The sequence below is a fragment of the Allobosea sp. BK604 genome (assembly GCF_004341515.1).
Classification (GTDB): domain Bacteria; phylum Pseudomonadota; class Alphaproteobacteria; order Rhizobiales; family Beijerinckiaceae; genus Allobosea.
On the sequence record NZ_SLZF01000001.1, the window covers coordinates 671052 to 695400 of the forward strand.

Consider the following 24349-nt stretch of genomic DNA (forward strand, 5'->3'; position numbering starts at 1 on the left):
CGGAGCATTTTCGAGCGAAATTGGCACCGGTTCGCGTGAAGGAAATGCGATAAAGCAAAAGCTCTACCCCAGCCCCCTGCCCTTCAGGGCCACACCGATTTCGTCCAGCACAGCCGGGTCGTCGATCGTCGCCGGCATCGCATAATCCTCGCCATCGGCGATCTTCCTCATCGTCGCGCGCAGGATCTTCCCGGAGCGGGTCTTCGGCAGACGGTTCACCGTGAGCGCCAGCTTGAAGGCGGCGACCGGGCCGATCTTGTCGCGCACCAGCGCGACGAGTTCGCGCTCGATCTCCGCCGGGGCCAGGCTCACGCCGGCCTTCAACACCACGAAACCGCAGGGCTGTTCGCCCTTGAGCGCGTCCCTGATGCCGACCACGGCGCATTCGGCCACGGCCGGGTGCGAGGCCAGCACCTCCTCCATGCCGCCGGTCGAGAGCCGGTGGCCGGCCACGTTGATGATGTCGTCGGTGCGGCCCATGATGAAGACATAGCCGTCCTCGTCGATATAGCCGGCGTCCGAGGTCGTGTAATAGCCGGGGAAGGCCGAGAGATAGGCTTCCCGGAAGCGCTGGTCGTCCTGCCAGAGCGTCGGCAGGCAGGCCGGCGGCAGCGGCAGCCTGATCACGATCGCGCCCATCGTGCCGGCGGGAACCGGCTTGCCAGCCTCATCCAGGCAGGAGATCTCATAACCCGGCATCGGCACGGTCGGAGAGCCGTGCTTGATCGGCAGCAGGCCGAGGCCAAGCGGATTGCCGACGATGCAGGAGCCGGTCTCGGTCTGCCACCAATGGTCGATGACAGGGACCTTCAGCACCTCCTCGGCCCATTTCAGCGTGTCGGGATCGGCCCGTTCGCCGGCGAGGAAGAGCGCGCGGAAATGCGAGAGGTCACGCCCGGCGAGGTGCTTTGCCTGCGGGTCTTCCTTGCGGATGGCGCGGAAAGCCGTCGGCGCGGTGAACAGCGCCACGACCTTGTGCTCCTCGATCACCCGCCAGAAGGCGCCGGGATCGGGCGTGCCCACCGGCTTGCCCTCATAGAGCACCGAGGTCGCGCCATGCAGCAGCGGCGCATAGACGATGTAGCTATGGCCGACGACCCAGCCGACATCGGAGGCGGTGAAGAAGACCTCGCCCGGCTTGACGCCATAGAGATTCTCCATCGTCCATTTCAGGGTGACGAGATGGCCGCCATTGTCGCGCACCACGCCCTTGGGCCGCCCGGTCGTGCCGGAGGTGTAGAGGATGTAGAGCGGATCGGTGGCGGCGACCTCGACGCAATCGGCCTTGCGCCCATTGGCCTTGGCGGCAGCGACCAGCGCCCGCCAGTTCCGGTCGCGCGTGACATGCATCGAGGCTTCCGCCTGCGGCCGCTGCAGTACGAGGCAGGCCTCCGGCTTATGCGACGCGAGCGATAGCGCCCCGTCGAGCAGCGGCTTGTACTCGACGACGCGCGTCGGCTCGATGCCGCATGAGGCGGTCAGCACCAGCTTGGGCGCGGCATCGTCGATGCGCGTCGCCAGTTCCTTGGCGGCGAAACCGCCGAACACCACCGAATGCACCGCCCCCAGCCGGGCGCAGGCAAGCATGGCGAAGACCGCCTCGGGGATCATCGGCATGTAGATGATGACCCGGTCGCCCTTGCCGACGCCGAGATCCTGCAGCACGGCGGCAAGCGCTGCGACCTCGCCGAGCAAGTCCGCGTAGCTGTAGCTCGCCTTCGTCCCGGTGACCGGGCTGTCATAGATCAGCGCCGGCTGAGCGGCGCGGCCATCGCGCACATGTCGGTCGAGCGCATTGAAGCAGGTATTGCAGGTCGCGTCCGGGAACCAGCGGCCATAGACGCCGGCCTGCCCATCGAAGATCTGCTGCGGCGGCCTGATCCATTCGATCGCCTGCGCGGCCTCAGCCCAGAACGCGGCCGGGTCACGCTGCCAGAGCGCATAGGTCTCCTGGTAGCGGCTTGCATGCGGGGCATTCATCGGACGTGTTCCTCTTCGCCGGATTCTGACCTAAACCCCTTGCGGCATGCCGGCTCCGGCAGGGGCGTTTTGGGCGGATCGTGCTCGCTCGCCCCAGCCCGTGCAAGCGCGTGCGCCGTAAAACTTTCGCCTCTCCTCTTGCGGCCGTTGCAGGCCGGAATCCCGAACCGGCCATGAGCTTTGATCCCGCCTATCTCGCCGCCATGGTGCCCGCCGTCATCCTGCTCGGCCTGGCCAAGGGCGGCTTCTCCGGGCTCGGGCTGCTTTCGCTGCCGCTGATGGCGCTCGTGGTCTCGCCGGTCCGGGCGGCGGCGATCATGCTGCCGATCCTGATCGTCCAGGACATGGTCAGCGTCTGGGCCTATCGCCGCGAGTTCGACAAGCGCAATCTCATCACCCTGATGCCGGGCGCCCTCATCGGCGTGCTCGCCGGCTATCTGCTGGCGTCGCGGGTCTCGGATGCCGCAGTCGGCCTCGCCGTCGGCGTCATCTCGATCGCCTTCGCCGCCCGCCGGCTCTTCGCCGATGGCAAGACCTCTCGGCCGGTGAGGAAAGCCGCGTTCCTGCCCGGCACCATCTGGGGCGCGGTCTGCGGATTCACCAGCATGATCGCCCATGCCGGCGGTCCGCCCTTCCAGATCTATGTCATGCCGCAGCGCCTCTCCCCGCCGGTCTTCGTCGGCACGGGCGCGATCTTCTTCGCGCTGCTCAACCTGATGAAGGTCGGCCCCTATATCGCGCTCGGCCAGTTCACCCATGAGAATCTCGCCGCGTCCGCGGCGCTCTTTCCGCTCGCGATCCTGTCGACGCTGGCCGGCGTCTGGCTGGTGCGGCGGGTGCCGGCAGAGCGATTCTACACGATCATCTACTGGCTCCTGATCGCCGTCGGAGTGAAGCTGATCTTCGACGGCTTTCACGGCTTCCACCTGTGATCGCGATGCCGGCGCCGATTGCGCCCTATCGGAAAAAGGGATGGATTACCCCTGAACCCGCAAGCAGCTAATCCTGCTGCAGAAGACGGCATGGGGCGCCCCGATGACGAGCACGGCCTATGATATCGACCTCGACCGCAATCCGGCGAATTTCCAGCCGCTGACGCCGCTGACCTTCCTCGAGCGCGCAGCCGCCGTCTTCCCCGATCACACCGCGATCATCCACGGCCCGCTGCGGCGCTCCTATGCCGAGTTCTACGCCCGCTCGCGCCGCCTCGCCTCCGCGCTTGCCAGGCACGGCATCGGCCGCGGCGACACGGTTGCGGCGCTCTTGCCCAACACGCCCGCAATGCTCGAATGCCACTACGGGGTGCCGATGACCGGCGGCGTGCTCAACACGCTGAACACCCGGCTCGACGCCGCGATCATCGCCTTCTCGCTCGACCATGGCGAGGCCAGGGTGCTGATCGCCGACCGCGAATTCTCTGGTACGGTCAAGGCGGCGCTCGCCCTCTGCAAGGTCAAGCCCCTGGTCATCGACTATGACGACCCGGTCTATGACGGGCCGGGCGAGCGGCTGGGCACGATCGAATACGAGGATTTCCTCGTCACCGGCGACCAGGACCATGCCTGGGCCATGCCGGATGATGAATGGGACGCGATCACGCTGAACTATACATCGGGCACCACCGGCGACCCGAAGGGCGTGGTCTATCACCATCGTGGCGCCAGCCTGCTCGCGACCTCGAATGTCGTGACCTGCTCCATGGCCAAGCACCCGGTCTATCTCTGGACCTTGCCGATGTTCCATTGCAACGGCTGGTGCTTTCCCTGGTCGATCTCGATCCTCGCCGGCACCCATGTCTGCCTGCGCCAGGTCCGCGCCAAGGCGATGTACGACGCCATCGCCGATCATGGCGTCACCCATCTCTGCGGCGCCCCGATCGTGATGTCGCTGCTGGTCAACGCCCCGCCCGAGGAGCGCCGCGAGCTCTCGCACACGGTCTCGTTCTTCACCGCCGCCGCCCCTCCGCCCGAGGCCGTGCTGGCCGCGATGAAGCAGGCCGGCTTCGAGGTCGTGCATCTCTACGGGCTGACCGAGACTTACGGCCCCTCCGTGGTCAACGACTGGAACCGCGACTGGGACGCGCTCTCCGGCCCCGAGCAGGCGGCGCTGAAGGCGCGCCAGGGCGTGCGCTACCCGGCGCTGGAAGGGCTCGAGGTGCTCGATCCCGAGACGATGCAGCCCGTGCCACGCGACGGCGAGACGCTCGGCGAAGTCATGATGCGCGGCAATGTCGTGATGAAGGGCTATCTCAAGAACCCCAAGGCGACGCAGGCCGCCTTCGCCGGCGGCTGGTTCCATTCCGGCGATCTCGGCGTGCGCTATGCCGACGGCTATGTCCAGCTCAAGGACCGCTCGAAGGACATCATCATCTCCGGCGGCGAGAACATCTCCTCGATCGAGGTCGAGGACGCGCTCTACAAGCACCCAGCCGTGCAGGCCGCCGCGGTGGTCGCGAAGCCCGACGAGAAATGGGGCGAGACGCCCTGCGCCTTCATCGAGCTCAAGCCCGGCCGCAGCGCGACCGAGGCCGAGATCATCGCCTGGTGCCGCGAGCATCTTGCCGCCTTCAAATGCCCGAAGACGGTGCTCTTCGCCGAGATTCCGAAAACCTCGACCGGCAAGATCCAGAAATTCCGGCTGCGCGAGACGGCGCGGGGCCTCTGACGCGGTGCTTAAAGCATTTTCGAGCGAAGTGGGCACCGGTTCGCGTGAAGAAAATGCGTCAAAACAAAGAGATAGAGTATTTTCGCGATTCGGAGAAACGCGAAAATGCTCTAAAACCTTCGCGCGCCTATTTCAGCGGCAGCGGGTAGAAATGGACCTTCAGCTGCTTTTGCGTCTGGTACTTCGCCTTCCAGGACTTGACGGTGAAATTCTGCTTCCACATCGCGGCTGAGCTGGAGTTCGAATAGATCAGCCGCCTGTCGTCGCTGGCTTCCGGGCCGAGCAGGCCGATATGGCCGATATTTCTCTGGCCCGAGGCATTGGTCTCCGTCGGAGAGATGATGATTCCGCCCGCGGGAATGCCGACGCCGTCGAGCGACGGGCTGAAGCACTGGCGCAGTTCCGGATCGAACACCGCGGTTCCGTCCGTCCTGGTGATCCAGCGATCCAGCACCGCTTCGACGATATGCCTGACCGCCCAGACACAGGCCAGGTTGCCGCCATCGGGCCCCGTGGCCGATGAGAACTGGTCGACCTGGTCCTTGATCTCGGCCGCGACGATCACGTGGTCCTCGGCTGATGACACCGAGCACACAGCCTCGATCTCCGCCCGCTCCAGCGAGGGGACAGCCGTGTCGAGCAACGTATCCGCATCAACGGGTTGCCAGCCCCGCTCGGTCATCTCGAACAGCACAGAGCCCGAATCGATCGGGCCGCGCTGGATGACCATCAATTTGCGATTACCATTTTCATCAAATTCAAACGAAGAATTCTCGTAATCATCCGTGTTGTCGAGATACTTCACAAGCTCCGGATACTTGTCGGCAAACGACATCGCGCTCTCCCCCGGTTTATTGTCAAATCTCGGAAACTGCGTTCTGCTGCTCAAATCATGACATGAAAAGGCTGGCTGGCCCAGCAAGACAATACAACCCGAACAAGATCGATGTACCGTGACATGGATCACGGTATCGGCCTTCGGCTTGAGGGATCATCAGCTTCGGAGCGCCCAATGGCGGACGCGCCGATCGCATCCGAATGGCCCCAGCAAAAAACAAAAAGCCGGCCCCCTGAAGGACCGGCCTTGCTAGCATTCCTTGAACTTAGCGAGCCTGCCGCCCGCGACGCAACTCAATGCAGGGTCGGCTTCGGCATCGTCAGTTTGACGCGCTCGATCTCTTCCTTCAGCAGCAGCTTCTTTCGCTTGAGCTCCACGACGCTGAGCGTATCGGACGAGGGGCTCGCCACGGCTTGGGCGATGGCTTCCTCGAGCTGGCGATGCTTGCGTTCGAGCTCCGCGAGATGGGTCTGCAGCGACATCTGGATCCTCCTGATGAGCAGTTGACAGGGAAGTTTGGCATAGAGCCGGCTTCAAGTCTCTGGCGTAGCCGTGCGCTGCACCATGAGATTCTGTGATCCTCTCCGACTCCTTTCCCGAGCGGCGCGAATGCGACGCGTCGCTCTGGCTATCCACGGCCCCGATGCTCTTGCAGGGCCGCCCGCGTCTGAGCATAGTCGCGCCCGATCGCGGCGATGATGAGACGGCTTCATGCGATTCGAATTGAGCGCAGAGGAGATCGAGGCCTTCACGGCCGAGCTCGCACGGCTGCGCGAGGAGCACCGCGATCTCGACAGCGCCATCGACGCGCTCGAGCGCATGGGTGCGGTCAACCAGATCCAGGTGCAGCGCCTGAAGAAGCGCAAGCTCTATCTCAAGGACCGCATCACCCAGATCGAGGATGCCCTGACGCCGGACATCATCGCCTGAGCCGTCTTTGGATGATGTTTGAGTAAACACTGTGATTCGCCGCTTGCTTACGACCTGCCGGCCGGTCTAGATCGCGCGCTTCCTCACCGCTCCGGAAGCGAGTGTTTCATGGCCCAGCCCAGCCTGCGTGCATCCATCCCGCCCGTCGCCATCATCATGGGCAGCCAGTCCGACTGGGCGACTATGCGCCATGCCGCGGAAACGCTCGATGCGCTCGCCGTTCCCTACGATGCCCGCATCGTCTCCGCGCATCGCACGCCGGACCGCATGTTCGTCTTTGCCAGGGGCGCCAAGGCCGAGGGCTTCAAGGTCATCATCGCCGGCGCCGGCGGGGCCGCCCATTTGCCCGGTATGACAGCCTCGCTGACCTCGCTGCCGGTCTTCGGCGTGCCGGTCGAATCGAAGGCGCTCTCGGGCCAGGACAGCCTGCTCTCGATCGTGCAGATGCCGGGCGGCGTCCCGGTCGGCACGCTCGCGATCGGCAAGGCCGGCGCGATCAATGCCGCATTGCTCGCAGCCGCCGTGCTGGCGCTCTCGGACGAGGCCCTGGCCGAACGGCTCGATGCCTGGCGCGCCAAGCTGACCGAGTCCGTGAACGAGCGTCCCAAGGACGACGCATGAGCACGCCTGATCCGACGGGCCTGGCTCCGGGCGCCATGCTCGGCATCCTCGGCGGCGGCCAGCTCGCCCGCATGATCGCGCTCGCCGCGGCCGATCTCGGCATCCGTGCCCATATCTTCGCACCGGAGGCCGACAGCCCCGCCTTCGACGTCGCCGCGCGCCACACGATCGGCGATTACGAGGACGAGGCGGCGCTCGCCCGCTTTGCCGACGCGGTCGATGTCGTGACCTACGAATTCGAGAACGTGCCGGCCGCGACCGCCTCCTTCCTCGCAGCGCGCACGCCGCTCCATCCCGGCGCCCGCGCGCTGGCGGTGACGCAGGACCGGCTCAGCGAGAAGAGCTTCGTCGCCGGTCTCGGACTTGAGGTCGCGCCCTTCGCTCAGGTCGATTCGCTCGCCGATCTCGAGCGCGCCGTCGCCGAGCTCGGCCGGCCGAGCATCCTGAAGACCCGGCGCTTCGGCTATGACGGCAAGGGCCAGGTCAAGATCGCACCCGAGAGCGACCTCGCCGAGGCCTATGAGGTGATCGGCCACTTCCCCGCGATCCTCGAAGGCTATGTCGACTTCTCACGTGAGGTTTCGGTCGTGGCGGCCCGCAGCGCCGACGGCTCCTTCGCGGCCTTCGACGTCTGCGAGAACGAGCATCGCGACCATATCCTCGCCTTCACCCGCATCCCGGCCGATCTCGGCGCCGGCGCGGCCAAAAAGGCGATCGATGCGGCGCGCCGGATCGGCGAGGCGCTCGGCTATATCGGCGTCTTCGCCGTCGAGATGTTCGTCGTCGGCGAGGGGGAGGACGAGTGCGTGATCGTCAACGAGATCGCCCCTCGCGTGCATAATTCCGGACACTGGACCAGCGAAGGTGCCGAGACCTCGCAATTCCACCAGCATGTCCGCGCCGTCTGCGGCTTCCCGCTCGGCTCCACGGGGCGACGCGGCACGGTCGAGATGGAGAATCTGATCGGCGATGCAGCCCTGCGCTGGCGCGAGCTCCTCGCCGAACCAGGAGCGCATCTGCATCTCTACGGCAAGCGTGACGCCAGGCCCGGCCGCAAGATGGGCCACGTCACGCGGGTGAAGCCGTAGCGAAACTGCCTCCGGGGCGCAGCCTACGAAAATTCGGGGCTAGCCTTGCGTTTCCAGCGTGTTTCGGCGTGGACAGCCAGAATGAATTCTGTTATCCGCACAACCCTTCCGGCAAGCTTGAGCGGCTTAGCCGACCCGAATTTTTGACCAACCGCTAGAGACGGACAAACACGTGCAGGTTCTCGTTCGCGACAACAATGTCGACCAGGCTCTTCGCGCCCTCAAGAAGAAGATGCAGCGTGAAGGCATCTTCCGCGAGATGAAGCTCCGCGGCCATTACGAGAAGCCCTCCGAGAAGAAGGCGCGCGAGAAGGCCGAGGCCGTTCGCCGCGCTCGCAAGCTGATCCGCAAGAAGCTGCAGCGTGAAGGCCTCCTGCCCGCGCCGGTCAAGCCGAAGCGTCCCTGATCGGGCAGCTCGGCGGGGGCCTGCCCTGCCGTCAGCTCATCTTTCCACAGCACGCCTGGAGTCATCTCCGGGCGTTGTTGTTTTTTCGCGCGGCGATCTTCCGCGCGCCTTATTCATGCCGTTAACCAAGTCTTGGCAGGATGTAGTCCTTTAAAAAGGGCGCTTGTCAGCTGGGGGGCGCAGCAGGTCGCAACAGCTTTAACCTGCCGTGCGACAGATTGGACAGCAGACGGACTGATGAGGCAGAGCATGGATCGAGGCAAGAGCTGGCTGGCCGTGATGGGCCTGGCCATTGCGCTGGCGGGGTGTGACACCGTCTCCAACCTGAGCTCCGGCCCTGCCGTCGCCGAGATCGAAACCGGTGAGAAATCCGCCGCCAATGCGAGCGTGAATATCGGTTCGCTCAGCGATGTCATCAACCGCAATCCCAACGACCCGCAGGCCTATAATACCCGCGGCGCGGCCTATGCCCGCATCGGCCGCTTCTCCGACGCCATCGCCGATTTCACCAAGGCGGTGCAGCTCGACCCGAACAACGCCGCCGCCTTCACCAATCGCGGCCTGGCCCTGCGCCAGAGTGGCCGCAACGATTCGGCCCTGGCCGATTTCAACCGCGCCACGACGGCCAACCCGAACTACGCGCCAGCCTATATCGCCCGCGCCAACCTGCTGCGCCAGCAGGACAACAGCCAGCAGGCATTGGCCGATCTCAACACCGCGATCCGCCTGAATCCGGAATCCGCCGAGGCCTTCCATGCCCGCGGACTGGTCTACCAGAAGGAAGGCCAGCACCAGCACGCGGTCTCCGATTTCGATTCGGTGATCGACCGCAATCCCTACAACGCCGCTCCCTATACGGCGCGCGGCCAAAGCCTGATCGCGCTCGGCAAATTCGACCAGGCGCTCGAGGACTTCACCGCCTCGCTGAACGTCGACAACCGTAATGCCGAGGCCTGGGCAGGACGCGGCCTTGCCAATGAGAAGCTCGGCAAGAAGACCGAGGCAGCCGAGAACTACCAGCGCGCTCTGAGCATCGATGGCAACAACTCGACCGCCCGCGCCGGCCAGTCCAGGCTCGGCGGCGGTGGCGTCGCCGGCATCTTCCGCTAGAGCACGTGCCGATCTGATCGGATCGGCTCTAAGGCTGCTGACTGACGATCCGGCTCTCCTGGGCGCTCACGCGGCCCGCCGCGACATCTGCCAGGAAGCGCCTGATCTCCGGCACCGAGCCATGGGCCGGGAGGTTCTCATGGTCGCCCTCGGGGAAGCGGATGAAGCGCTTGGGCGGGTTCGCCATCTCGTAGAGCGCCTGCCCCTGCGCAAAGGGAATGACGCTGTCGCGCTCGCCATGCAGCACCAGCAGCGGTGAATGAACCTTGCCGATCACCTCGTCCGAGCGGAACTGGTCCTTCATCAGCAGCGCGATCGGCACGAACGGGTAGACGAGTTGCGCCACCGAGGCGGTCGAGAGATAGGGCGCCTCCAGGATCACCGCCGGCAGCTTCTGCTCGGCCGCGAGCTTGAGCACGACACCGGTGCCGAGCGATTCGCCATAGCCGATCAGCCGCTCCGGCCCGAACCGCGCCGCAGCCGCCGCATAGGCAGCGCGCGCATCGAGCAGCAGCCCCTCCTCGGTCGGCGAGCCGGTCGAGCCGCCATAGCCGCGATAATTCACCGCGAAGAGCCCGGTACCGTCCTCGGTCAGGGCACGGAAGCGCGCCTGCCGGATCGCGCGGCCGAAATTGCCGGCATTGCCGTGAAAGAACAGCAGCACGGGTTTGCCCTCGCGCGGCGGCACGATCCAGGCGACCAGCCGCTCGCCATCGGAAGTCGTGAGCGTCGTCTCCTCGAGGCCCGGCAGGTTGACGCCCGCGACCTCGGCCCTGGCCGGATTGCGCGGATACATCAGGTCGCGCTGATAGACGTAGAGCAGTCCGAGAATGGCGACATAGCCGGCCAGCGCTGCGGCCGGGATTATCAGGAGAAAGCGCTTCATCGCAGTCGTTCGACCGTCTCGTTCACGTGGGAATGACACCAGACGCCTGATAGAGGGCCTGCCCTTTGCGACGCCCCCGTGACGCTAATGCAGCGACCAGCCCCTCGCGCTTCTTCTACAAGGCGCCATCAGGCAGTGCCCAGCGTAGCGGCTGGGGCAACGGCATCGTCGCATAGTCGACATGTAGGACCCTGCGGCGGCTCGGCTGCGCCGCTTTGGCCGAGGCATGGATCGACAGGCCGCGCATGGCGACGACATCGCCGGCCCGCGCCACGCAAATATGCCGCGACGACTGCTCGACGATCCCGGCAATCTCTCCTGTCACCACGCGGCCGCGTCGGAAGCTGCCGGCAGCAACTTCGAGAGCCCCGTTCTCCACAGGGCAGTCATCGAGATGCAGGCGCAGCGCGACCATGCCGAGCAGCATGTCCTCGGGCGGCTCGACATGCGCGACGCCACCCTTCTCGCTCCACGGACCGAAGCCCGCTACCTCGATCCGTTCCGCCACGGCGATGACGCGATCCTGGTGCCAGGGCACGCGCCAGTTGGATTCAGGTGTCTTATCGAATTTGAGGATGCGCGCCGGCCGGGCTTGCGGCCCCATCAGCGCACGGGCGAGCCGGCCGAGAGCCCCCGCGGGTCCGACAAGCGCCGCGGAAGCGGGATCGAGATTGAAGACCCGCTGCCCTGGCAAGGCAGGATCGAGTGCCTCGAAACCGCTCAGGCAGGCCCCGACGATCGTCTCGTCGACGACTCCGCCGACAACGGCGACCCCGCTTTCAATAAACCGATCGCGAGCCTCCACCTCTGGCAAAGGCTCAAGGACGGAGTCGGCCAGGCCGAGCGGCATACGCTCAGTGCGCCATCGCCTTGACGATCTCGTCGGTGACCTTCTTGGCGTCGCCGAACAGCATCATCGTGTTGGGCATGAAGAACAGCTCGTTCTCGACGCCGGCATAGCCCGAGCCCATGCCGCGCTTGATGAAGAGGACGGTCTTGGCCTTCTCGACGTCGAGGATCGGCATGCCGTAGATCGGCGATTGCGGATCGGTCTTGGCGGCCGGGTTGGTGACGTCATTGGCGCCGATGACGAAGGCGACATCGGCCTGGCCGAACTCCGAGTTGATATCCTCGAGCTCGAAGACCTCGTCATAGGGCACATTGGCCTCGGCCAGCAGCACGTTCATATGGCCGGGCATGCGGCCAGCGACCGGATGGATGGCGTATTTGACCTCGACGCCCTCCTTCTTGAGGCCGTCGGCCATCTCGCGCAGGGCGTGCTGCGCCTGCGCCACCGCCATGCCGTAGCCCGGCACAATGATGACCTTGGCGGCATTCTTCATGATGTAGGCAGCATCGTCAGGTGAGCCCTGCTTGACCGGCCGCGCCTCGACCGCTCCGCCCGCCGCAGCGGCGGTCTCGCCGCCGAAGCCGCCGAGGATGACCGAGATGAAGCTGCGGTTCATGCCCTTGCACATGATGTAGGACAGGATCGCACCGGAGGAGCCGACCAGCGCGCCGGTGATGATCAGGGCCATGTTGCCGAGCGTGAAGCCGATGCCCGCCGCCGCCCAGCCCGAATAGGAGTTGAGCATCGAGACGACGACCGGCATGTCCGCGCCGCCGATCGGGACGATCAGCAGCACGCCGAGTGCGAAGGAAACCAGCACGATCAGCCAGAAGACGACATGGCTCTCGCTCTTCAGGAAGATCAGCAGCAGCACGACCAGCGCGACGCCGAGGCCGATATTGATGCCGTGGCGCTGCGGCAGCAGGATCGGCTTGCCGCTCATGCGCCCGTCGAGCTTGAGGAAGGCGATGATCGAGCCGGTGAAGGTGATCGCGCCGATGGCGACGCCGAGCCCCATCTCGAACAGGCTGGAGCCGTGGATCGAGCCGCCATGGCCGATCCCGAAGGCCTCCGGCGCATAGAGCGCAGCAGCCGCGACCAGCACCGCGGCGAGGCCGACCAGCGAGTGGAAGAAGGCGACGAGCTGCGGCATCTGCGTCATCTGCACGCGCTTGGCCATGAAGGCGCCGATGCCTCCGCCAATGCCGATGCCGACCAGGACCAGAAGCCAGCCGGAGAAGCCGGCCGGCGGGAAGAACACCACGGTGGTCAGGATGGCGATCGCCATGCCGATCATGCCGTAGAGATTGCCCTGTCGCGAGGTGGTGGGGTGCGACAGGCCGCGCAACGCCAGGATGAACAGGACGCCGGCGACGAGATAAAGAAGAGCCGAGAGATTGGCGGCCATGCGCTTCAGCCCTTCTTCTTGTACATCGAGAGCATGCGCTCGGTGACGAGGAAGCCGCCGAAAATGTTCACCGAGGCGAGCACGAGCGCGATGAAGCCGAAGATCTTGGCCCAGAGCGGGCCGTCGCCCATCTGCTCCGCCGCCGAGACGCCGACCGCGAGCAGTGCGCCGACGACGATGACCGAAGAGATCGCGTTGGTGACCGACATCAGCGGGGTGTGCAGTGCCGGCGTCACCGACCAGACGACGTAATAGCCGACGAAGACGGCGAGCGCGAAGATCGCCAGGCGATAGACCGTCGGGTCGACGCCCGTCGCGACGCCCGCCGCGGTCGCCGCCTGTTCGGCATAGCGCTCGGCCAGTTCCGCCGCCTGTTTGGCGAGGGTCGCGGCGGCACGGGCCTGTTCGACCGCTTGTTCAGGTGTCGCAGTAGCCATTGTCTGACACTCCCCTCGCCTTTTGCGTCAGGCCTTCGGCGCGAAATTCGGATGGATGACGGCGCCGTCCCTGGTCAGCGCGGTCGCCTTGACCAGTTCGTCGTCCCAGTTCACCGCGAGCTTCTTCTCGGCCTTGTCGATCAGGGTCTCGACGAAGGCGAAGAGGTTCTTGGCGTAGAGGCTCGACGAGGTCGCGGCGAGGCGCCCCGGCACATTGAGATGGCCGACGATCTTGACCCCGTTCGGCGTGGTCACGACCTCGCCCGGCATGGCGAGCTCGCAATTGCCGCCGCGCTCGACCGCGAGATCGACGATGACGGAGCCCGGCTTCATGCTCTCGACCATCGCCGCCGTGATCAGCTTCGGCGCCGGACGGCCCGGGATCAGCGCGGTGGTGACGACGATGTCCTGCTTGGCGATATGGCTCGCGGTCAGCTCGGCCTGTTTGGCCTGGTATTCCTTGGACATTTCCTTGGCGTAGCCGCCGGCCGTCTGCGCCTGCTTGAACTCGTCATCCTCGACCGCGAGGAACTTGGCGCCGAGCGATTCGACCTGTTCCTTGGTGGCCGGGCGTACGTCGGTGGCGGTGACGATGGCTCCTAGCCGGCGCGCGGTCGCGATCGCCTGCAGGCCGGCGACGCCGACGCCCATGATGAAGATGCGCGCGGCAGGGACGGTGCCGGCCGCGGTCATCATCATCGGCAGCGCCCTGCCATATTCGGCCGCGCCGTCGACCACTGCGCGATAGCCGGCGAGGTTGGCCTGCGAGGAGAGCACGTCCATCACCTGAGCACGGGTGATACGCGGCATGAACTCCATGGCGAAGGCGGCGACATTGGCTCTGGCCAGCCCCTCGACCGCGGCCTCGTGGCCATAGGGGTCCATGATGCCGATGACGAGCGCGCCCGCCGGCAGGGACGCGGCCTCCGCCTCGGAGGGGCGGCGCACCTTCAGCACGATGGCGGCGCCGTTGAGCGCCTCTCCGGCACTGGCGGCAATGCTCGCGCCCGCCGCCTCGTAATCGGCATCTGTGATGCCGGAGGCCAGCCCCGCGCCCTTCTCCACCGCGACCTCGGCCCCGAGGCCAATGAACTTGCGGACGGTTTCCGGCGTCACGGCGACGCGGGTTTCCGCCCCTTGCGTTTCGGCTGGGACAGCAATGCGCATGGCGGGCGAGGCCTTTCCGGCGTTATGAGAGCATGTTTTAGAGAAGGATCAGCGCAAGCAGCATCAGCACGAGCGCAACCGCAGGCGCCCGCCAGCCGATCGAGGTCGAGGCGATGCCGACACCGGTGCCGACCAGCGTCAGCAGCGTGCCGACCAGCGCGGTGCCCCAGGCATGCTTGGTGCCGCCGACCGCGAGCGCCGCCACGATGGCAAGGCAGGCAACGGTGCCGACCTCGGCGAAATGGATGAAGCCGCGATAGGTTTCCTCATGCGCGGGGTAGTCCATCTCGGGGATGTCGGTCGCGCTGTGTCCGTGGTCGGCCATGAATAAGATTCCCGCTTCAGAAAGTCCGGCAGTCCTGTAGCGCAGACGCGCAGGGTCGGCAACGCGTCACAGTATCGCCACTATCTATCTGGCATGCCAGATTACATTGCAAGGGGGTAGGCATGAAGTCGGGCAAACGCCCCCCGCCGAAACCGACCTCCGGCGCGCCCGCAGATGCCGACATTTCGCTGAGGGAACAGGGCCGGCAATGGTTCGCCGAAGCGCGCGCCCAGAGCGCCCGCGACGCTGGCGAGACCGACGCCTGGAACCGCCGGCGCTGGAACGGCCGGGATGGCGCAGGCCCCGCCGGCTCCCCCGGCACCGATGGCGGTGAAGGCGAAACCAACGGCAAATAGGCCGGTTTCAGCCTGTCGGCTGCAATCCGGCTGTGGCGAGGGCGGCGCTCTGCCGGGACGCGACGGCTTCGACCGAGAAATTCTCGATCTCATGCTCGAACAGCCGGTGGAAATTCAGCTCGGCATCGAGATGCAGGAAGACGCCGCCGAGCCCGATCGCAGCCCGGTCCATGAAGACGAATTCGCGCGGCACCGTCACAGGACCTTTTCTCTTGAGCGCGGTATGGACCTGGAAAGCCTGCTTGCGGCCATACTCCGCCGGGCTGACGCCCTCGGCGATGCGGCGGGTGCGGTCCTCCAGCAGCGGCCCGTAGATGAAGCGCGCCCAGATGTTCAGCGTCTCGACCAGGTCCTTGGTCAAGCCCTTGAAACCCCAGGTCTCGTAGGCGTGGACGACGCGGGCCGGATCATCCTCCAGCAGCCCGCGATAAAGATCGACCACGCCGCCGACGAAACTCGGCGGGAAGATGCGGATGCAGCCATAATCGAGCAGGTTGATGCCCTGGGGCGCGCCAGCCTCCGAGAAGACCGTGTAGTTCCCGAGATGCGGATCGCCATGAATGACGCCGTGGTGGCTGAATGGCCTCCACCACGCCTTGAACATCGCGGTCGAGATTCGGTCGCGCGCAGCCTGGCCATCCTGCTTGTGGTCCAGGATCTTGCTGCCGTCGAGCCAGTGCATGGTCAGCAGCCGGCGCGTCGACAGCTCCGCCTCCAGTGCCGGCACGCGCACCTCCGGCGTTCCGGCCAGTATCTCGCGATAGAGTGCGATATGCCTGGCCTCGCGCTTGTAATCGAGTTCCTCGCGGACGCGGGCACCGATTTCCTTGGCGATCTCGGTCGTATCGATCACCGGCTCCATGCGGCGGTGCAGCGCGAACAGGATGTCGAGCTGGGCGATATCGGCCTCCACGGCCGATTCCATATCCGGATATTGCAGCTTGCAGGCGACTGGCATGCCAGGGAGCGTCGTCGCGCGATGCACCTGCCCGAGTGAGGCCGCCGCGGCCGGCTTCAGGTCGAACTCGCCGAAGCGCTCGCGCCAATTCGCGCCGAGCTCCGCCATCATCCGCCGCTTGACGAAGGCTGCGCCCATCGGCGGCGCCTGTGACTGCAGCTTCTGCAGCTCGGCGGCGTATTCCGGCGGCACGACATCGGGAATGGTGGCGATGAGCTGCGCCACCTTCATGATCGGCCCCTTGAGTCCGCCCAGCGCCTTCGCCAGGGCCTCGGCATTGGAAGCTGTGCGGCCTTCGAGCCCGAACAGGCGGGTGCCCGCGATCCGCGCCGCCACCCCACCGACATTGGCCCCGACCCGGGCATAGCGCGCCGCGCGGGCGGAAAAGCGGTTGGCTTCGCTGTCACGGTCGGACATGGGGGCTCGCTGGTTCGGCGACGGGGTCGTGCTGAGGATGTAGGGCCTCGTTTCGCTAAAGCCAGTCCGCCTCTTGTCGCGGTGAGCCAACCGCCTCAGCGGCGGTCGGTCGCGTCCAGGACCATGGCGCCGCGCGTCGCCAACCGGCGTAGCGGCAGCAGCCAGGTCGCGAACTCGACCAGATGGTTCACGCCCGGCAGCCGCAGCGTCCAGCCGATCAGCGCCGGCACGGTGCCGAGATGCTCCAGCGCGCGGCCGAGCGCAGCGATGCCGATAGCATCGAGATCGGGATCGCTGCTGGCATAAATCAGGCGCTGGCGGCGAAGCGTCGGCTGGCTCGGCCCGATCTCGATCGTCAGGCCGTCGGCGGCATGGCGCATCAGCCAGGCGAGCACGCGCGCATCCCGGCCCGCATCGGGGAAATGGAGCACCGCCTCACGCGCCACATAGGGGCGCCGTCGCGGCAGCCAGTCGCCGACAGCGGCACGATAGCGCTGCCAATCCTCAGGCAGGGCGAGCGCGATATGGGCGCGGTTGTACCAGGCGGCGAAAATGCCGTCGAAGACGAGGAAGGTCAGCGGGATCGTCCAGGCGGCTGTCGACCCGACCAGCAGCGCCTGGGACGCCATCACGAGGGCAGATGTCACCTGCATCGGATTGGCGATCGTGGCATAGGGCCCGCTCGTCACCACGCGCTTCGGCGGATCATAGGGAACCGGCGTTCCGCGTCCGACAAGCGCGAATTCATGCGCCGCGGCCCAGCCGATCAGCAGCGACGGCAGGCCGACGGCCAATGCCAGCCCCCAGCGCAGCGGCGATGCCTGCGCCAGCGCGTCGAGATAGTCGCGCCCTTCCCAGGCGAGGACGCAGGCCGGCAGCACCAGCAGCATATAGCCGCCCCAGCCGAGTCCGTGAAAGCAGGTCCTGAGCACGGGCCTCTCGTCCGCCTCCGTCAGGCGGGCGAGAACGAGGGCCGGAAGCAGCACGAACAGCACGGCGGCCGCCTCGCCGATCAGCCAATGTTCGCCCAGCACGACGAGCGGCTTCAGCAACGGCATGGACACCAGATCCGCCGCGACCATGCCGGCGACCACCAGCCACCATGGCAGCTTGCGCGAAGCCAGGACGGCGACGGGCCCCCACCAGAGCGACCAGCCGAGCCAAAGGTCGATCGGCAGCCCGAGAACCGCAGCCGCATCCTCCTGGAAGCGCCACCAGCCCATGAGCGTCGCGACGAGGTTGAGCAGCAGCAGCGCCGGCAATTGCCACAGGGCCGCGAGCATCACCGCCGTCGCCTGACGGGGCGTCGAGCGGATCAGGATGAGCAGCAGCATGCTCAGCAGCGCGGGGCCGAGCAGGAGCGCGGCGCGGGCCAGGCCGACGAATTCGGATGCGAGACCGTCAGTCATTGCCGCTCCGCTCCCGCCACCAGCCTATCGCCACCGAAAGCGCGAGCAGCGCCGGCACGGCCATGATCATCGGCGCGAGCCAGGGGCCGGCGAGCGTGCCGGCAGCGCAGCCGACGACGGTCAGCCGCTTCGCCAGCCGCGAGACAAAGGCTGGGGGATCGGGCGCGAATGCCAGCGTGACACCTAACAGCGCCGGCAGGACGACCAGGAGCGCGATGCGCTCGACCGGCCAGACCGGACCGTGGGTCAGCAGCGAGAGGCTCATGCAGGCAGCGGTCAGAAGCGCGAGGCCCTGCGCCCAGCGGTCGCGCCATTGCGGTAGTAGCGGCGCCGAGCCGTACGGATAGTCCGCTCCGACCCTGTCCCCCACTCGCCCCGACCTCCCGTCCTCAAGCCGAGCCCGCTCAGCCGCCTGCGGCCTGAACCAGCCTGACCCAATCCGGCTCGACCTGTCCTTTGGCGAGCCCCTTTCAACCATCATCTCCGCAACCTGGCCGTGAGTAAATGCAGGGGCTCGCACCCTTGTCACAAATGGTCTCGGGCGCGTTAAACTGAATAAAAAGCGGGAGGGAATGCTTGGGTCTCTATTTCGAGGATTTCGACCTCGCGCACAGCATCACCACGCGCGGGCGCACGGTGGCCGAGGGCGACGTCACGCTTTTTGCCGGCCTCTCCGGCGACTTCAATCCGCTCCATGTCGATAGCGAGTACTGCGCCGGCACGCAGTTCGGTGAGCGCATCGCCCATGGACCGCTGACGCTCGCTATGGCGATCGGGCTGATGTCGCAGCAAAACCTGATCGATGGCACGACCATGGGCCTGCTCGATCTGCACTGGTCCTTCACCGGCCCGGTCAGGATCGGCGACACCGTCCATGCCGTCGTCACCGCCGTCGAGAAGAAGCCGAGCCGCAAGCCCGACCGTGGCGTCCTCACCTTGCGGCTGGAGGTGCTGAACCAGCGCGGCGAGCATATCCAGACCGGCCATCTCAAGCTGCTGATGAAGCGCAAGCCGGCGGAGGCAGCCTGATGCTCGCCCGCCACGCCACCTATGAGGACACCTTCGATCGCTTCCGCTGGCAGATCCCGGAACGCTTCAATATCGGCATCGCCTGCTGCGACCGCCATGCCGACGGCTCGGGTAAGCCGGCCTTGCTCTACGAGGGCGAGAATGGCCTTGCCACGCTGAGCTTCGACGAGCTGAAGCGCGCCACGGGCCGCCTCGCCAACATGCTGCGCGCTCATGGCATCGGCGCAGGCGAGCGCGTCGGCATCCTGCTGCCGCAGCGGCCGGAGACGGCGATAGCCCATCTCGGCATCTACAAGCTCGGCGCGATCGCGCTGCCTCTCTTCACTCAATTCGGGCCGGACGCGCTCGAACATCGCCTCCAGCACAGCGGCGCCGCGGCGTTGATCACCGATGCCGAGAATATCGGCAAGATCGACACGATCCGCGACGCGCTGCCGGAATTGCGCCGAATCTTCGTCATCGGCGGCAGCGGCCATCTCGATTTCGCGGCGGAGCTGGCGAAAGCCTCGGACGCCTTCACGCCGCCCGACACGGGCGCGGAGGACCCGGCTCTGATCATCTATACATCCGGCACCACCGGAAAGCCCAAGGGCGCACTGCACGCGCATCGCGTGCTGCTCGGCCATGTCCCCGGGGTCCAGCTGCCACAGGAATTCTTCCCGCAGGCTGACGACCTGTTCTGGACGCCGGCCGACTGGGCCTGGGCCGGCGGGCTGCTCGACGTGCTGCTGCCCAGCCTCTATTTCGGCGTGCCGGTCCTGGCCTCGCGCGCCCGCAAATTCGATCCCGAAGCCGCGTTCGACCTGATGGCGCGCCACAAGGTCCGCAATGCCTTCATTCCGCCGACGGCACTCAAGCTGATGCGCCAGGTCCAGAATCCGCGCGGGCGCTTCGGCTACGCCATGCGCTCGATCGGCACCGGCGGTGAGACGCTCGGCGCCGATATGCTCGACTGGAGCCGCCAGACCTTCGGCTTCGAGGTCAACGAGTTCTACGGCCAGACCGAGGCGAACCTGATCGTCTCCAACTGCGCCAGCCTCTTCCCGATCCGGCCGGGCTCGATGGGCCGCGCCGTCCCGGGCCATCGCCTCGCGGTGATTTCGCCCGAGGGCGAGGTCTTGCCGCCGGGTACGCAGGGGCTGATCGCGGTCGCCCGGCCCGATCCCGTGATGATGCTGGAATACTGGCGCCAACCGGAGGCGACCGCGGCGAAATTCGTCGGCGACTGGCTCGTCACCGGCGATACCGGCGCCTGCGACGAGGACGGCTATTTCTGGTTCCAGGGCCGCGACGACGACATCATCTCAAGCGGCTCCTATCGCATCGGCCCCGGCGATATCGAGGATTGCGTCATTCGCCATCCGGCCGTGCTGATGGTCGCGGTGGTCGGCAGCCCCGACCCGGTCCGCACCGAGGTGGTCAAGGCCTTCGTGCTGCCGAAACCCGGCATCGCGCCTTCGGATGCACTCGCCGCCGAGATCCAGGATTTCGTCAAGGCGCGCCTCGCCGCCTACCAGTACCCGCGCGAGATCGAGTTCGTGACGGAACTGCCGATGACCGCGACGGGAAAGATCCGGCGGAAGGACCTCCGGGACCGGGAGATCGCGCGCAAACAGGCAAAGCCCGGTTAGCGAATCGGCCCGATGGTCTAGAGCCACGCTTTCATCAGGAAAGCCGCCGTCGCCTCGAACAACCCTTCACGCGCATATTCAAGGTGCATCAGATGCGTGCCGCAGGGAATGACGACATCGCGCGTCTCGGCCGAACCCAAGCGCTCGCGCAGCCAATGCGCATCGGCATCCGTCGTCAGGCTGTCCCAGGCCCCGCGCACGATCAGCGCCGGCGCCGTGACCGCGGCCGGATCGTAGCCGAGCCGGCCCGACCATGCCGCGCCGATATCGGCTGAGGGCCCCAACGGGATCTTGACCGCAGGTACCGGCATGCGGGCGGCGGCCTCGGGATCGCTGGCGAGATAGGCCGGGCCCCAATCCTGCAGCTCCGGCTCGATCAGGACCGGCGGATGCCCTTTCGGCACATCCTCGACGAAGCGGGCGAGCTGCGCGGCGATCGGGACGAGGCGCCACGCGCCGGGATTTGCAGGCGCAGGTCGGGGGCCGACGCGCTGACAGATCGGCCCGAATAGCACCAGCCGCTCGATCTGCTCGGGCTGGCGCGAGGCGAACAGTCCGGCGACGATCGTGCCCCAGGAATGCGCGACGAGCGAAACGCGCTGGTGCCCGGTGGTGAGACGCACATGCGAGACCACCCTGGCGAGCTGCCCGGCTGCATCAGGAGCGCGACCGGTGGGCTCGCCACGCTCGGCCGCCTCGGCGAATGCCGCGGGTCGGTCAGAGCCGCCATAGCCGGCGAAATCGAAGCTCCAGACGTCGAAGCCACGCTCCTGCAGATCATCCATCCAGGAATGGCCGCCAAACCGATAGGCGACGGAGAGGGCCGATGGAAACGTCGCGCCATGGACATAGACCACGCTCGGACCCGCCCCCGACGCGTGCCGGATCAGGATCGTTGGCTCGTCCGCTCCGCCTGCGAGGCGGCTGACCTCGCCGGCCGCGCCCTTGTTCTTTTCAACAACCGCATCCATTCCCGTCTCCCGGTCTTTGCCATGGAGGCGGGACATTGCCGCACGACGCGCCTTGAGACAGTTCGGAACGCTACGGTCTCGGACGTAGGCTTTGTCCCGGACCGGGTACGATATCCGGTCCGATGGTCTAGCGCGCCTCGAGCACCAGCTCGAAGGTCATCAGCACCGGGTTGTCACCGCGCTTCAGCGCCCCCGCCGCAGTCGCGCCGGAAAAATCCACCAGCGCGACATCGATCTCGGCCCCCTGGACGGTTGTGACGCCGCCACGGCCGATCGCGACCTCGGTGGCGAAATTCTTGACCACGCCGCCATCCTCGAAATGCGCTCCGATCGTGCTGCCGACACCGCCATGGATCACCGCTCGCTTGATGCCCCGCGCGGCGCAGAAGCTTTCCAGCGCTTCGGCCAGGTCGACATTGGGCCGCACGCGCAGGGCATAGAAGCGCCCTTCCAGCGAGGTGCCGTGGAACGCGGCCGGCACCGGTCCGAACAGCTTGAAATTCGTCTCCGGGTCCGCCTCGGCGACGAAGGCCGCCCCATCGAGCCCGACCGCCTCCAGCGTGATCGCTTCGGCGAGAACCGTGTCGTCGGGCAGGATATGGCCGCCGCTGCGCTTGCCGCCTGCCTCCGTCCAGACCCCGTGGCAATGGAAGAAGGGCATCCCGTCACGCTGGCCGAAGGTCATCGCTCCACGCTCGATTCGGGTGACGCCGAAGGGGCGGAACGTCTCACTGTAGAAGGCGGCGTGCTCGCGGTTCTTGGCCAGGGCAGGCATGACATAGGCGAAAGGCCCGAGCGCCAGCCCGTCGACACGCAGCACACCGCTGGTGAAGCCCGCCGCTGCGAAGCCGCGCCTGACGGCCTCGAGCAGCGGCAGCCCGGCCGCCAGCGGCATCTCGAAGCGACGCCCGTGGCACTCGACCCATTGCACGCGCTCTGCCGGGCCGATGCCCGGCTGCTTGATCTGCCTCACGAAGCGCTCCGCAGCCAGTCCAGTTCGCCGCGCTTCTCCAGCTCGTCCTTCACCAGACGCTTCGGCACCTTGCCATATCCCGATTTCGGCAGCGCCTCCCAGAAGAAGAAGCGCTTGGGCATCTTGTAGCGCGCGATCTTCGCCGACAGGAACTCGGCGAGCTCGGTCTCCGCCAATGTCGCGCCCTCCTTGGGCACGCAGACGGCGACGCCGATCTCGCCCCAGACCGGGTCCGGCACGCCGAGCACCGCGCATTCGACGATCGCCTGATGCGTCAGGATCTTCTCCTCGATCTCGCGCGGATAGATGTTCGAGCCGCCGGAGATGTACATGTCCGAGGCCCGGCCGGTGATGTAGACAAAGCCCTGCGCGTCCATATGGCCGAGATCGCCGGTGCGAAACCAGCCGTCGCGGAAGGCTTTCGCATTGGCGTCGGGGTTGTCGTAATAGCCGGCGAAGACGGCCGGGCCGATCACGCAGATCTCGCCCTGCTGGCCGAAGGGCAGCTCCTGCCCGTCATCGCCCTGGATCTGCACCTGCATCCCGGTGCGCTCGAAGCCGCAGGTGCCGATGCGCGCATTGGGTCCGTCCTCGGGATCATGCAGGGCGGGAGGCAGCACGGTGATGTTGCCGGTGACCTCGCCGAGGCCAAAATACTGCACCAGGACCTTGCCGAGCTTGGCCAGCGCCCGCTTCTGGTCCTCGCGATACATCGGCGCGCCCGCATAGATGATGTAGCGCAGCGAGGAGTGATCGTGCTGGTCGGCCGCCGGGTGCTCGGCCAGCATCTTCAGGATGGTCGGCACCGTGAACATATTGGTGACCCGGTAGCGCGCGATCAGCCGATAGGCCTCGTCGATATCGAAGCGCTCGGAGGGCAGCAGGATCGTCGTCGCCCCCTTGGCCGCCTGCGCGAGCTGATGCACGCCGGCGCCATGCGAGAGCGGGGCGACGACGAGCGAAGCATCCGCATCGGTCGTGCCCGGCATCAGGTCGCAGAGATGGTTGGTGATGACGAAGCCCATCTGGCCATGGGTCAGCACCGACGCCTTCGAACGGCCGGTCGTGCCCGAGGTGAAGAAATACCAGCACGGATCGTCGCGCTCGACCGCGGCGTCGACGACGCTCTCGCCGCGATGACGCGCGACGATCTCCGCGACATCGGCCTCGCCGAACGCGCCTTGCCCGATCCGCCAGATGAACTCCGGCGCAGGACCCGCGCCTGCGACCGCCTTGGCGTGCTCGGGAAAATCGCCATGGCAGAGAAAGCCCTTCGGCCCGGCAACCTCGGCGAGAGCGGCGACCTCGTCCGGCAGCAGCCTGAAATTGGTCGGCACCCAGATCGCTCCCAGCCGGAAGGTCGCGAACATCGAGAAGAACATGATCTCGCAGTTCTTCGAATGGACGAGGACCCGGTCGCCCTTGCCGATGCCGCGCGCCTTGAGACCTGCGGCAAGCGCCGAGACCTGCGCCTCAATGTCGGCCCAGCTCCAGCTGCGCTCGCCCCAGATGAAGCCGGCCTTGTCGCCGAGCCGGCGTGCGTTCTGCGAGACGATATGGGCGAGGTTCATCACCCGCCGCGTCATCGGCACGAGGCCGCCCTTCGGCGCGCTTTCACTGGCGGAGGTTTCGGTCACGCTGCTGCTCTCCTTGGACAGGCCGCGGCGCGTGCCGCGAGGGAACGGCCAGCCCCGGAACGCACCGCTCCTCCTGTACCTCCCCGCGCCTGGCTCTGAACCTTATTCTTCTGTCTAAACCGTAGTTTGCACCCTACCCGATTGCAATGAAACTTGGCCCATGCAAAGCCTTGTCTCGTCCGCGTGGCCTGGTCCACGACAGGGACGGCGCCGAATGCTGACCAACAAGCGAACCCACGGCGCCCGGGAGGAAATTGA

The 24349-nt window shown here is 66.4% G+C and carries 25 protein-coding genes; 10 read left to right on the forward strand and 15 right to left on the reverse strand.

The window, feature by feature from the left end; genetic code table 11:
- Positions 1 to 63 precede the first annotated feature (63 nt).
- Positions 64 to 1980, reverse strand: a complete 1917-nt coding sequence (locus tag EV560_RS03350) for a propionyl-CoA synthetase (protein WP_131853963.1) — start codon at positions 1978 to 1980, stop codon at positions 64 to 66.
- Positions 1981 to 2153: 173 nt separating this feature from the next.
- On the opposite strand from EV560_RS03350, the gene EV560_RS03355 reads away from it, so the two are divergent.
- Together EV560_RS03355 and EV560_RS03360 are read left to right on the forward strand one after the other, a co-directional pair.
- Positions 2154 to 2912, forward strand: coding sequence for a sulfite exporter TauE/SafE family protein (locus tag EV560_RS03355; protein ID WP_131853965.1), 759 nt, complete (start codon positions 2154 to 2156; stop codon positions 2910 to 2912).
- 103 nt (positions 2913 to 3015) lie between these two features.
- Positions 3016 to 4644: an acyl-CoA synthetase gene (locus EV560_RS03360; protein WP_131853967.1), complete on the forward strand. Its 1629-nt coding sequence runs from the start codon at positions 3016 to 3018 to the stop codon at positions 4642 to 4644.
- A 127-nt stretch (positions 4645 to 4771) separates the two neighbouring features.
- On the opposite strand, the gene EV560_RS03365 is transcribed toward EV560_RS03360, so the two are convergent.
- Together EV560_RS03365 and EV560_RS03370 are read right to left on the reverse strand one after the other, a co-directional pair.
- Complete coding sequence (locus tag EV560_RS03365) at positions 4772 to 5479, reverse strand: hypothetical protein (protein WP_131853969.1); 708 nt, start codon at positions 5477 to 5479, stop codon at positions 4772 to 4774.
- Between the two features lie 296 nt (positions 5480 to 5775).
- Complete coding sequence (locus tag EV560_RS03370) at positions 5776 to 5964, reverse strand: DUF465 domain-containing protein (RefSeq protein WP_131853971.1); 189 nt, start codon at positions 5962 to 5964, stop codon at positions 5776 to 5778.
- A 229-nt stretch (positions 5965 to 6193) separates the two neighbouring features.
- Between EV560_RS03370 and EV560_RS03375 the strand changes: the two genes are divergently transcribed.
- From EV560_RS03375 to EV560_RS03395, 5 genes are all read left to right on the forward strand, one after another.
- Entirely contained in the window at positions 6194 to 6412 is a 219-nt protein-coding gene (locus tag EV560_RS03375) for a YdcH family protein (RefSeq protein WP_131853973.1), read from the forward strand.
- A 108-nt stretch (positions 6413 to 6520) separates the two neighbouring features.
- Positions 6521 to 7033, forward strand: a complete 513-nt coding sequence (gene purE / locus EV560_RS03380; protein ID WP_131853975.1) for a 5-(carboxyamino)imidazole ribonucleotide mutase — start codon at positions 6521 to 6523, stop codon at positions 7031 to 7033.
- Positions 7030 to 8121: a 5-(carboxyamino)imidazole ribonucleotide synthase gene (locus EV560_RS03385; protein ID WP_131853977.1), complete on the forward strand. Its 1092-nt coding sequence runs from the start codon at positions 7030 to 7032 to the stop codon at positions 8119 to 8121. Before purE ends, EV560_RS03385 begins: the two co-directional genes overlap by 4 nt.
- A 172-nt stretch (positions 8122 to 8293) precedes the next feature.
- The gene (rpsU, locus tag EV560_RS03390) at positions 8294 to 8527 is read left to right on the forward strand and encodes a 30S ribosomal protein S21 (RefSeq protein ID WP_131853979.1); all 234 of its coding nucleotides are present in this window, start codon (positions 8294 to 8296) and stop codon (positions 8525 to 8527) included.
- A 249-nt stretch (positions 8528 to 8776) separates the two neighbouring features.
- Positions 8777 to 9637, forward strand: coding sequence for a tetratricopeptide repeat protein (locus EV560_RS03395; RefSeq protein ID WP_248311869.1), 861 nt, complete (start codon positions 8777 to 8779; stop codon positions 9635 to 9637).
- A 28-nt stretch (positions 9638 to 9665) separates the two neighbouring features.
- Here EV560_RS03395 and EV560_RS03400 read toward each other — a convergent pair whose 3' ends face one another.
- The 6 genes from EV560_RS03400 to EV560_RS03425 form a co-directional block, all read right to left on the reverse strand.
- Positions 9666 to 10523, reverse strand: coding sequence for an alpha/beta hydrolase (locus tag EV560_RS03400; protein ID WP_131853981.1), 858 nt, complete (start codon positions 10521 to 10523; stop codon positions 9666 to 9668).
- A 115-nt stretch (positions 10524 to 10638) separates the two neighbouring features.
- Positions 10639 to 11373 carry a phytanoyl-CoA dioxygenase family protein gene (locus tag EV560_RS03405; RefSeq protein WP_131853983.1) on the reverse strand — a complete coding sequence of 245 codons (735 nt, stop codon included), beginning with the start codon at positions 11371 to 11373 and terminating at the stop codon, positions 10639 to 10641.
- A 4-nt stretch (positions 11374 to 11377) separates the two neighbouring features.
- Positions 11378 to 12781: an NAD(P)(+) transhydrogenase (Re/Si-specific) subunit beta gene (locus EV560_RS03410; RefSeq protein WP_131853985.1), complete on the reverse strand. Its 1404-nt coding sequence runs from the start codon at positions 12779 to 12781 to the stop codon at positions 11378 to 11380.
- A gap of 5 nt (positions 12782 to 12786) precedes the next feature.
- A complete protein-coding gene (locus EV560_RS03415) occupies positions 12787 to 13218 on the reverse strand; it encodes an NAD(P) transhydrogenase subunit alpha part 2 (RefSeq protein WP_131853987.1) in 432 nt (143 codons plus the stop codon).
- Positions 13219 to 13245: 27 nt separating this feature from the next.
- Positions 13246 to 14385 (reverse strand): Re/Si-specific NAD(P)(+) transhydrogenase subunit alpha, encoded by a 1140-nt coding sequence (locus EV560_RS03420; protein WP_131853989.1) that lies wholly within the window; start codon positions 14383 to 14385, stop codon positions 13246 to 13248.
- Between the two features lie 37 nt (positions 14386 to 14422).
- A complete protein-coding gene (locus EV560_RS03425) occupies positions 14423 to 14710 on the reverse strand; it encodes an aa3-type cytochrome c oxidase subunit IV (RefSeq protein ID WP_131853991.1) in 288 nt (95 codons plus the stop codon).
- A gap of 122 nt (positions 14711 to 14832) precedes the next feature.
- On the opposite strand from EV560_RS03425, the gene EV560_RS03430 reads away from it, so the two are divergent.
- Positions 14833 to 15066, forward strand: a complete 234-nt coding sequence (locus tag EV560_RS03430; protein ID WP_131853993.1) for a hypothetical protein — start codon at positions 14833 to 14835, stop codon at positions 15064 to 15066.
- Positions 15067 to 15073: 7 nt separating this feature from the next.
- On the opposite strand, the gene EV560_RS03435 is transcribed toward EV560_RS03430, so the two are convergent.
- The 3 genes from EV560_RS03435 to EV560_RS03445 form a co-directional block, all read right to left on the reverse strand.
- Positions 15074 to 16441 carry an ABC1 kinase family protein gene (locus tag EV560_RS03435; protein WP_131853995.1) on the reverse strand — a complete coding sequence of 456 codons (1368 nt, stop codon included), beginning with the start codon at positions 16439 to 16441 and terminating at the stop codon, positions 15074 to 15076.
- A gap of 95 nt (positions 16442 to 16536) precedes the next feature.
- Complete coding sequence (locus tag EV560_RS03440) at positions 16537 to 17850, reverse strand: methyltransferase family protein (RefSeq protein ID WP_131853997.1); 1314 nt, start codon at positions 17848 to 17850, stop codon at positions 16537 to 16539.
- Positions 17843 to 18220 (reverse strand): hypothetical protein, encoded by a 378-nt coding sequence (locus EV560_RS03445; protein WP_131853999.1) that lies wholly within the window; start codon positions 18218 to 18220, stop codon positions 17843 to 17845. Before EV560_RS03445 ends, EV560_RS03440 begins: the two co-directional genes overlap by 8 nt.
- Positions 18221 to 18426: 206 nt before the next feature.
- On the opposite strand from EV560_RS03445, the gene EV560_RS03450 reads away from it, so the two are divergent.
- Positions 18427 to 18879, forward strand: a complete 453-nt coding sequence (locus tag EV560_RS03450) for a MaoC/PaaZ C-terminal domain-containing protein (RefSeq protein WP_165923298.1) — start codon at positions 18427 to 18429, stop codon at positions 18877 to 18879.
- Positions 18879 to 20510 carry an acyl-CoA synthetase gene (locus EV560_RS03455; RefSeq protein WP_131854003.1) on the forward strand — a complete coding sequence of 544 codons (1632 nt, stop codon included), beginning with the start codon at positions 18879 to 18881 and terminating at the stop codon, positions 20508 to 20510. Before EV560_RS03450 ends, EV560_RS03455 begins: the two co-directional genes overlap by 1 nt.
- 17 nt (positions 20511 to 20527) lie before the next feature.
- Here the strand turns inward: EV560_RS03455 and EV560_RS03460 are convergent, their stop codons facing one another.
- From EV560_RS03460 to EV560_RS03470, 3 genes are all read right to left on the reverse strand, one after another.
- A complete protein-coding gene (locus EV560_RS03460) occupies positions 20528 to 21481 on the reverse strand; it encodes an alpha/beta hydrolase (RefSeq protein ID WP_165923299.1) in 954 nt (317 codons plus the stop codon).
- 127 nt (positions 21482 to 21608) lie between these two features.
- Positions 21609 to 22454, reverse strand: coding sequence for a PCC domain-containing protein (locus EV560_RS03465; RefSeq protein ID WP_131854007.1), 846 nt, complete (start codon positions 22452 to 22454; stop codon positions 21609 to 21611).
- The gene (locus EV560_RS03470; protein WP_131854009.1) at positions 22451 to 24091 is read right to left on the reverse strand and encodes an acyl-CoA synthetase; all 1641 of its coding nucleotides are present in this window, start codon (positions 24089 to 24091) and stop codon (positions 22451 to 22453) included. Before EV560_RS03470 ends, EV560_RS03465 begins: the two co-directional genes overlap by 4 nt.
- Between the last annotated feature and the right edge of the window lie 258 nt (positions 24092 to 24349).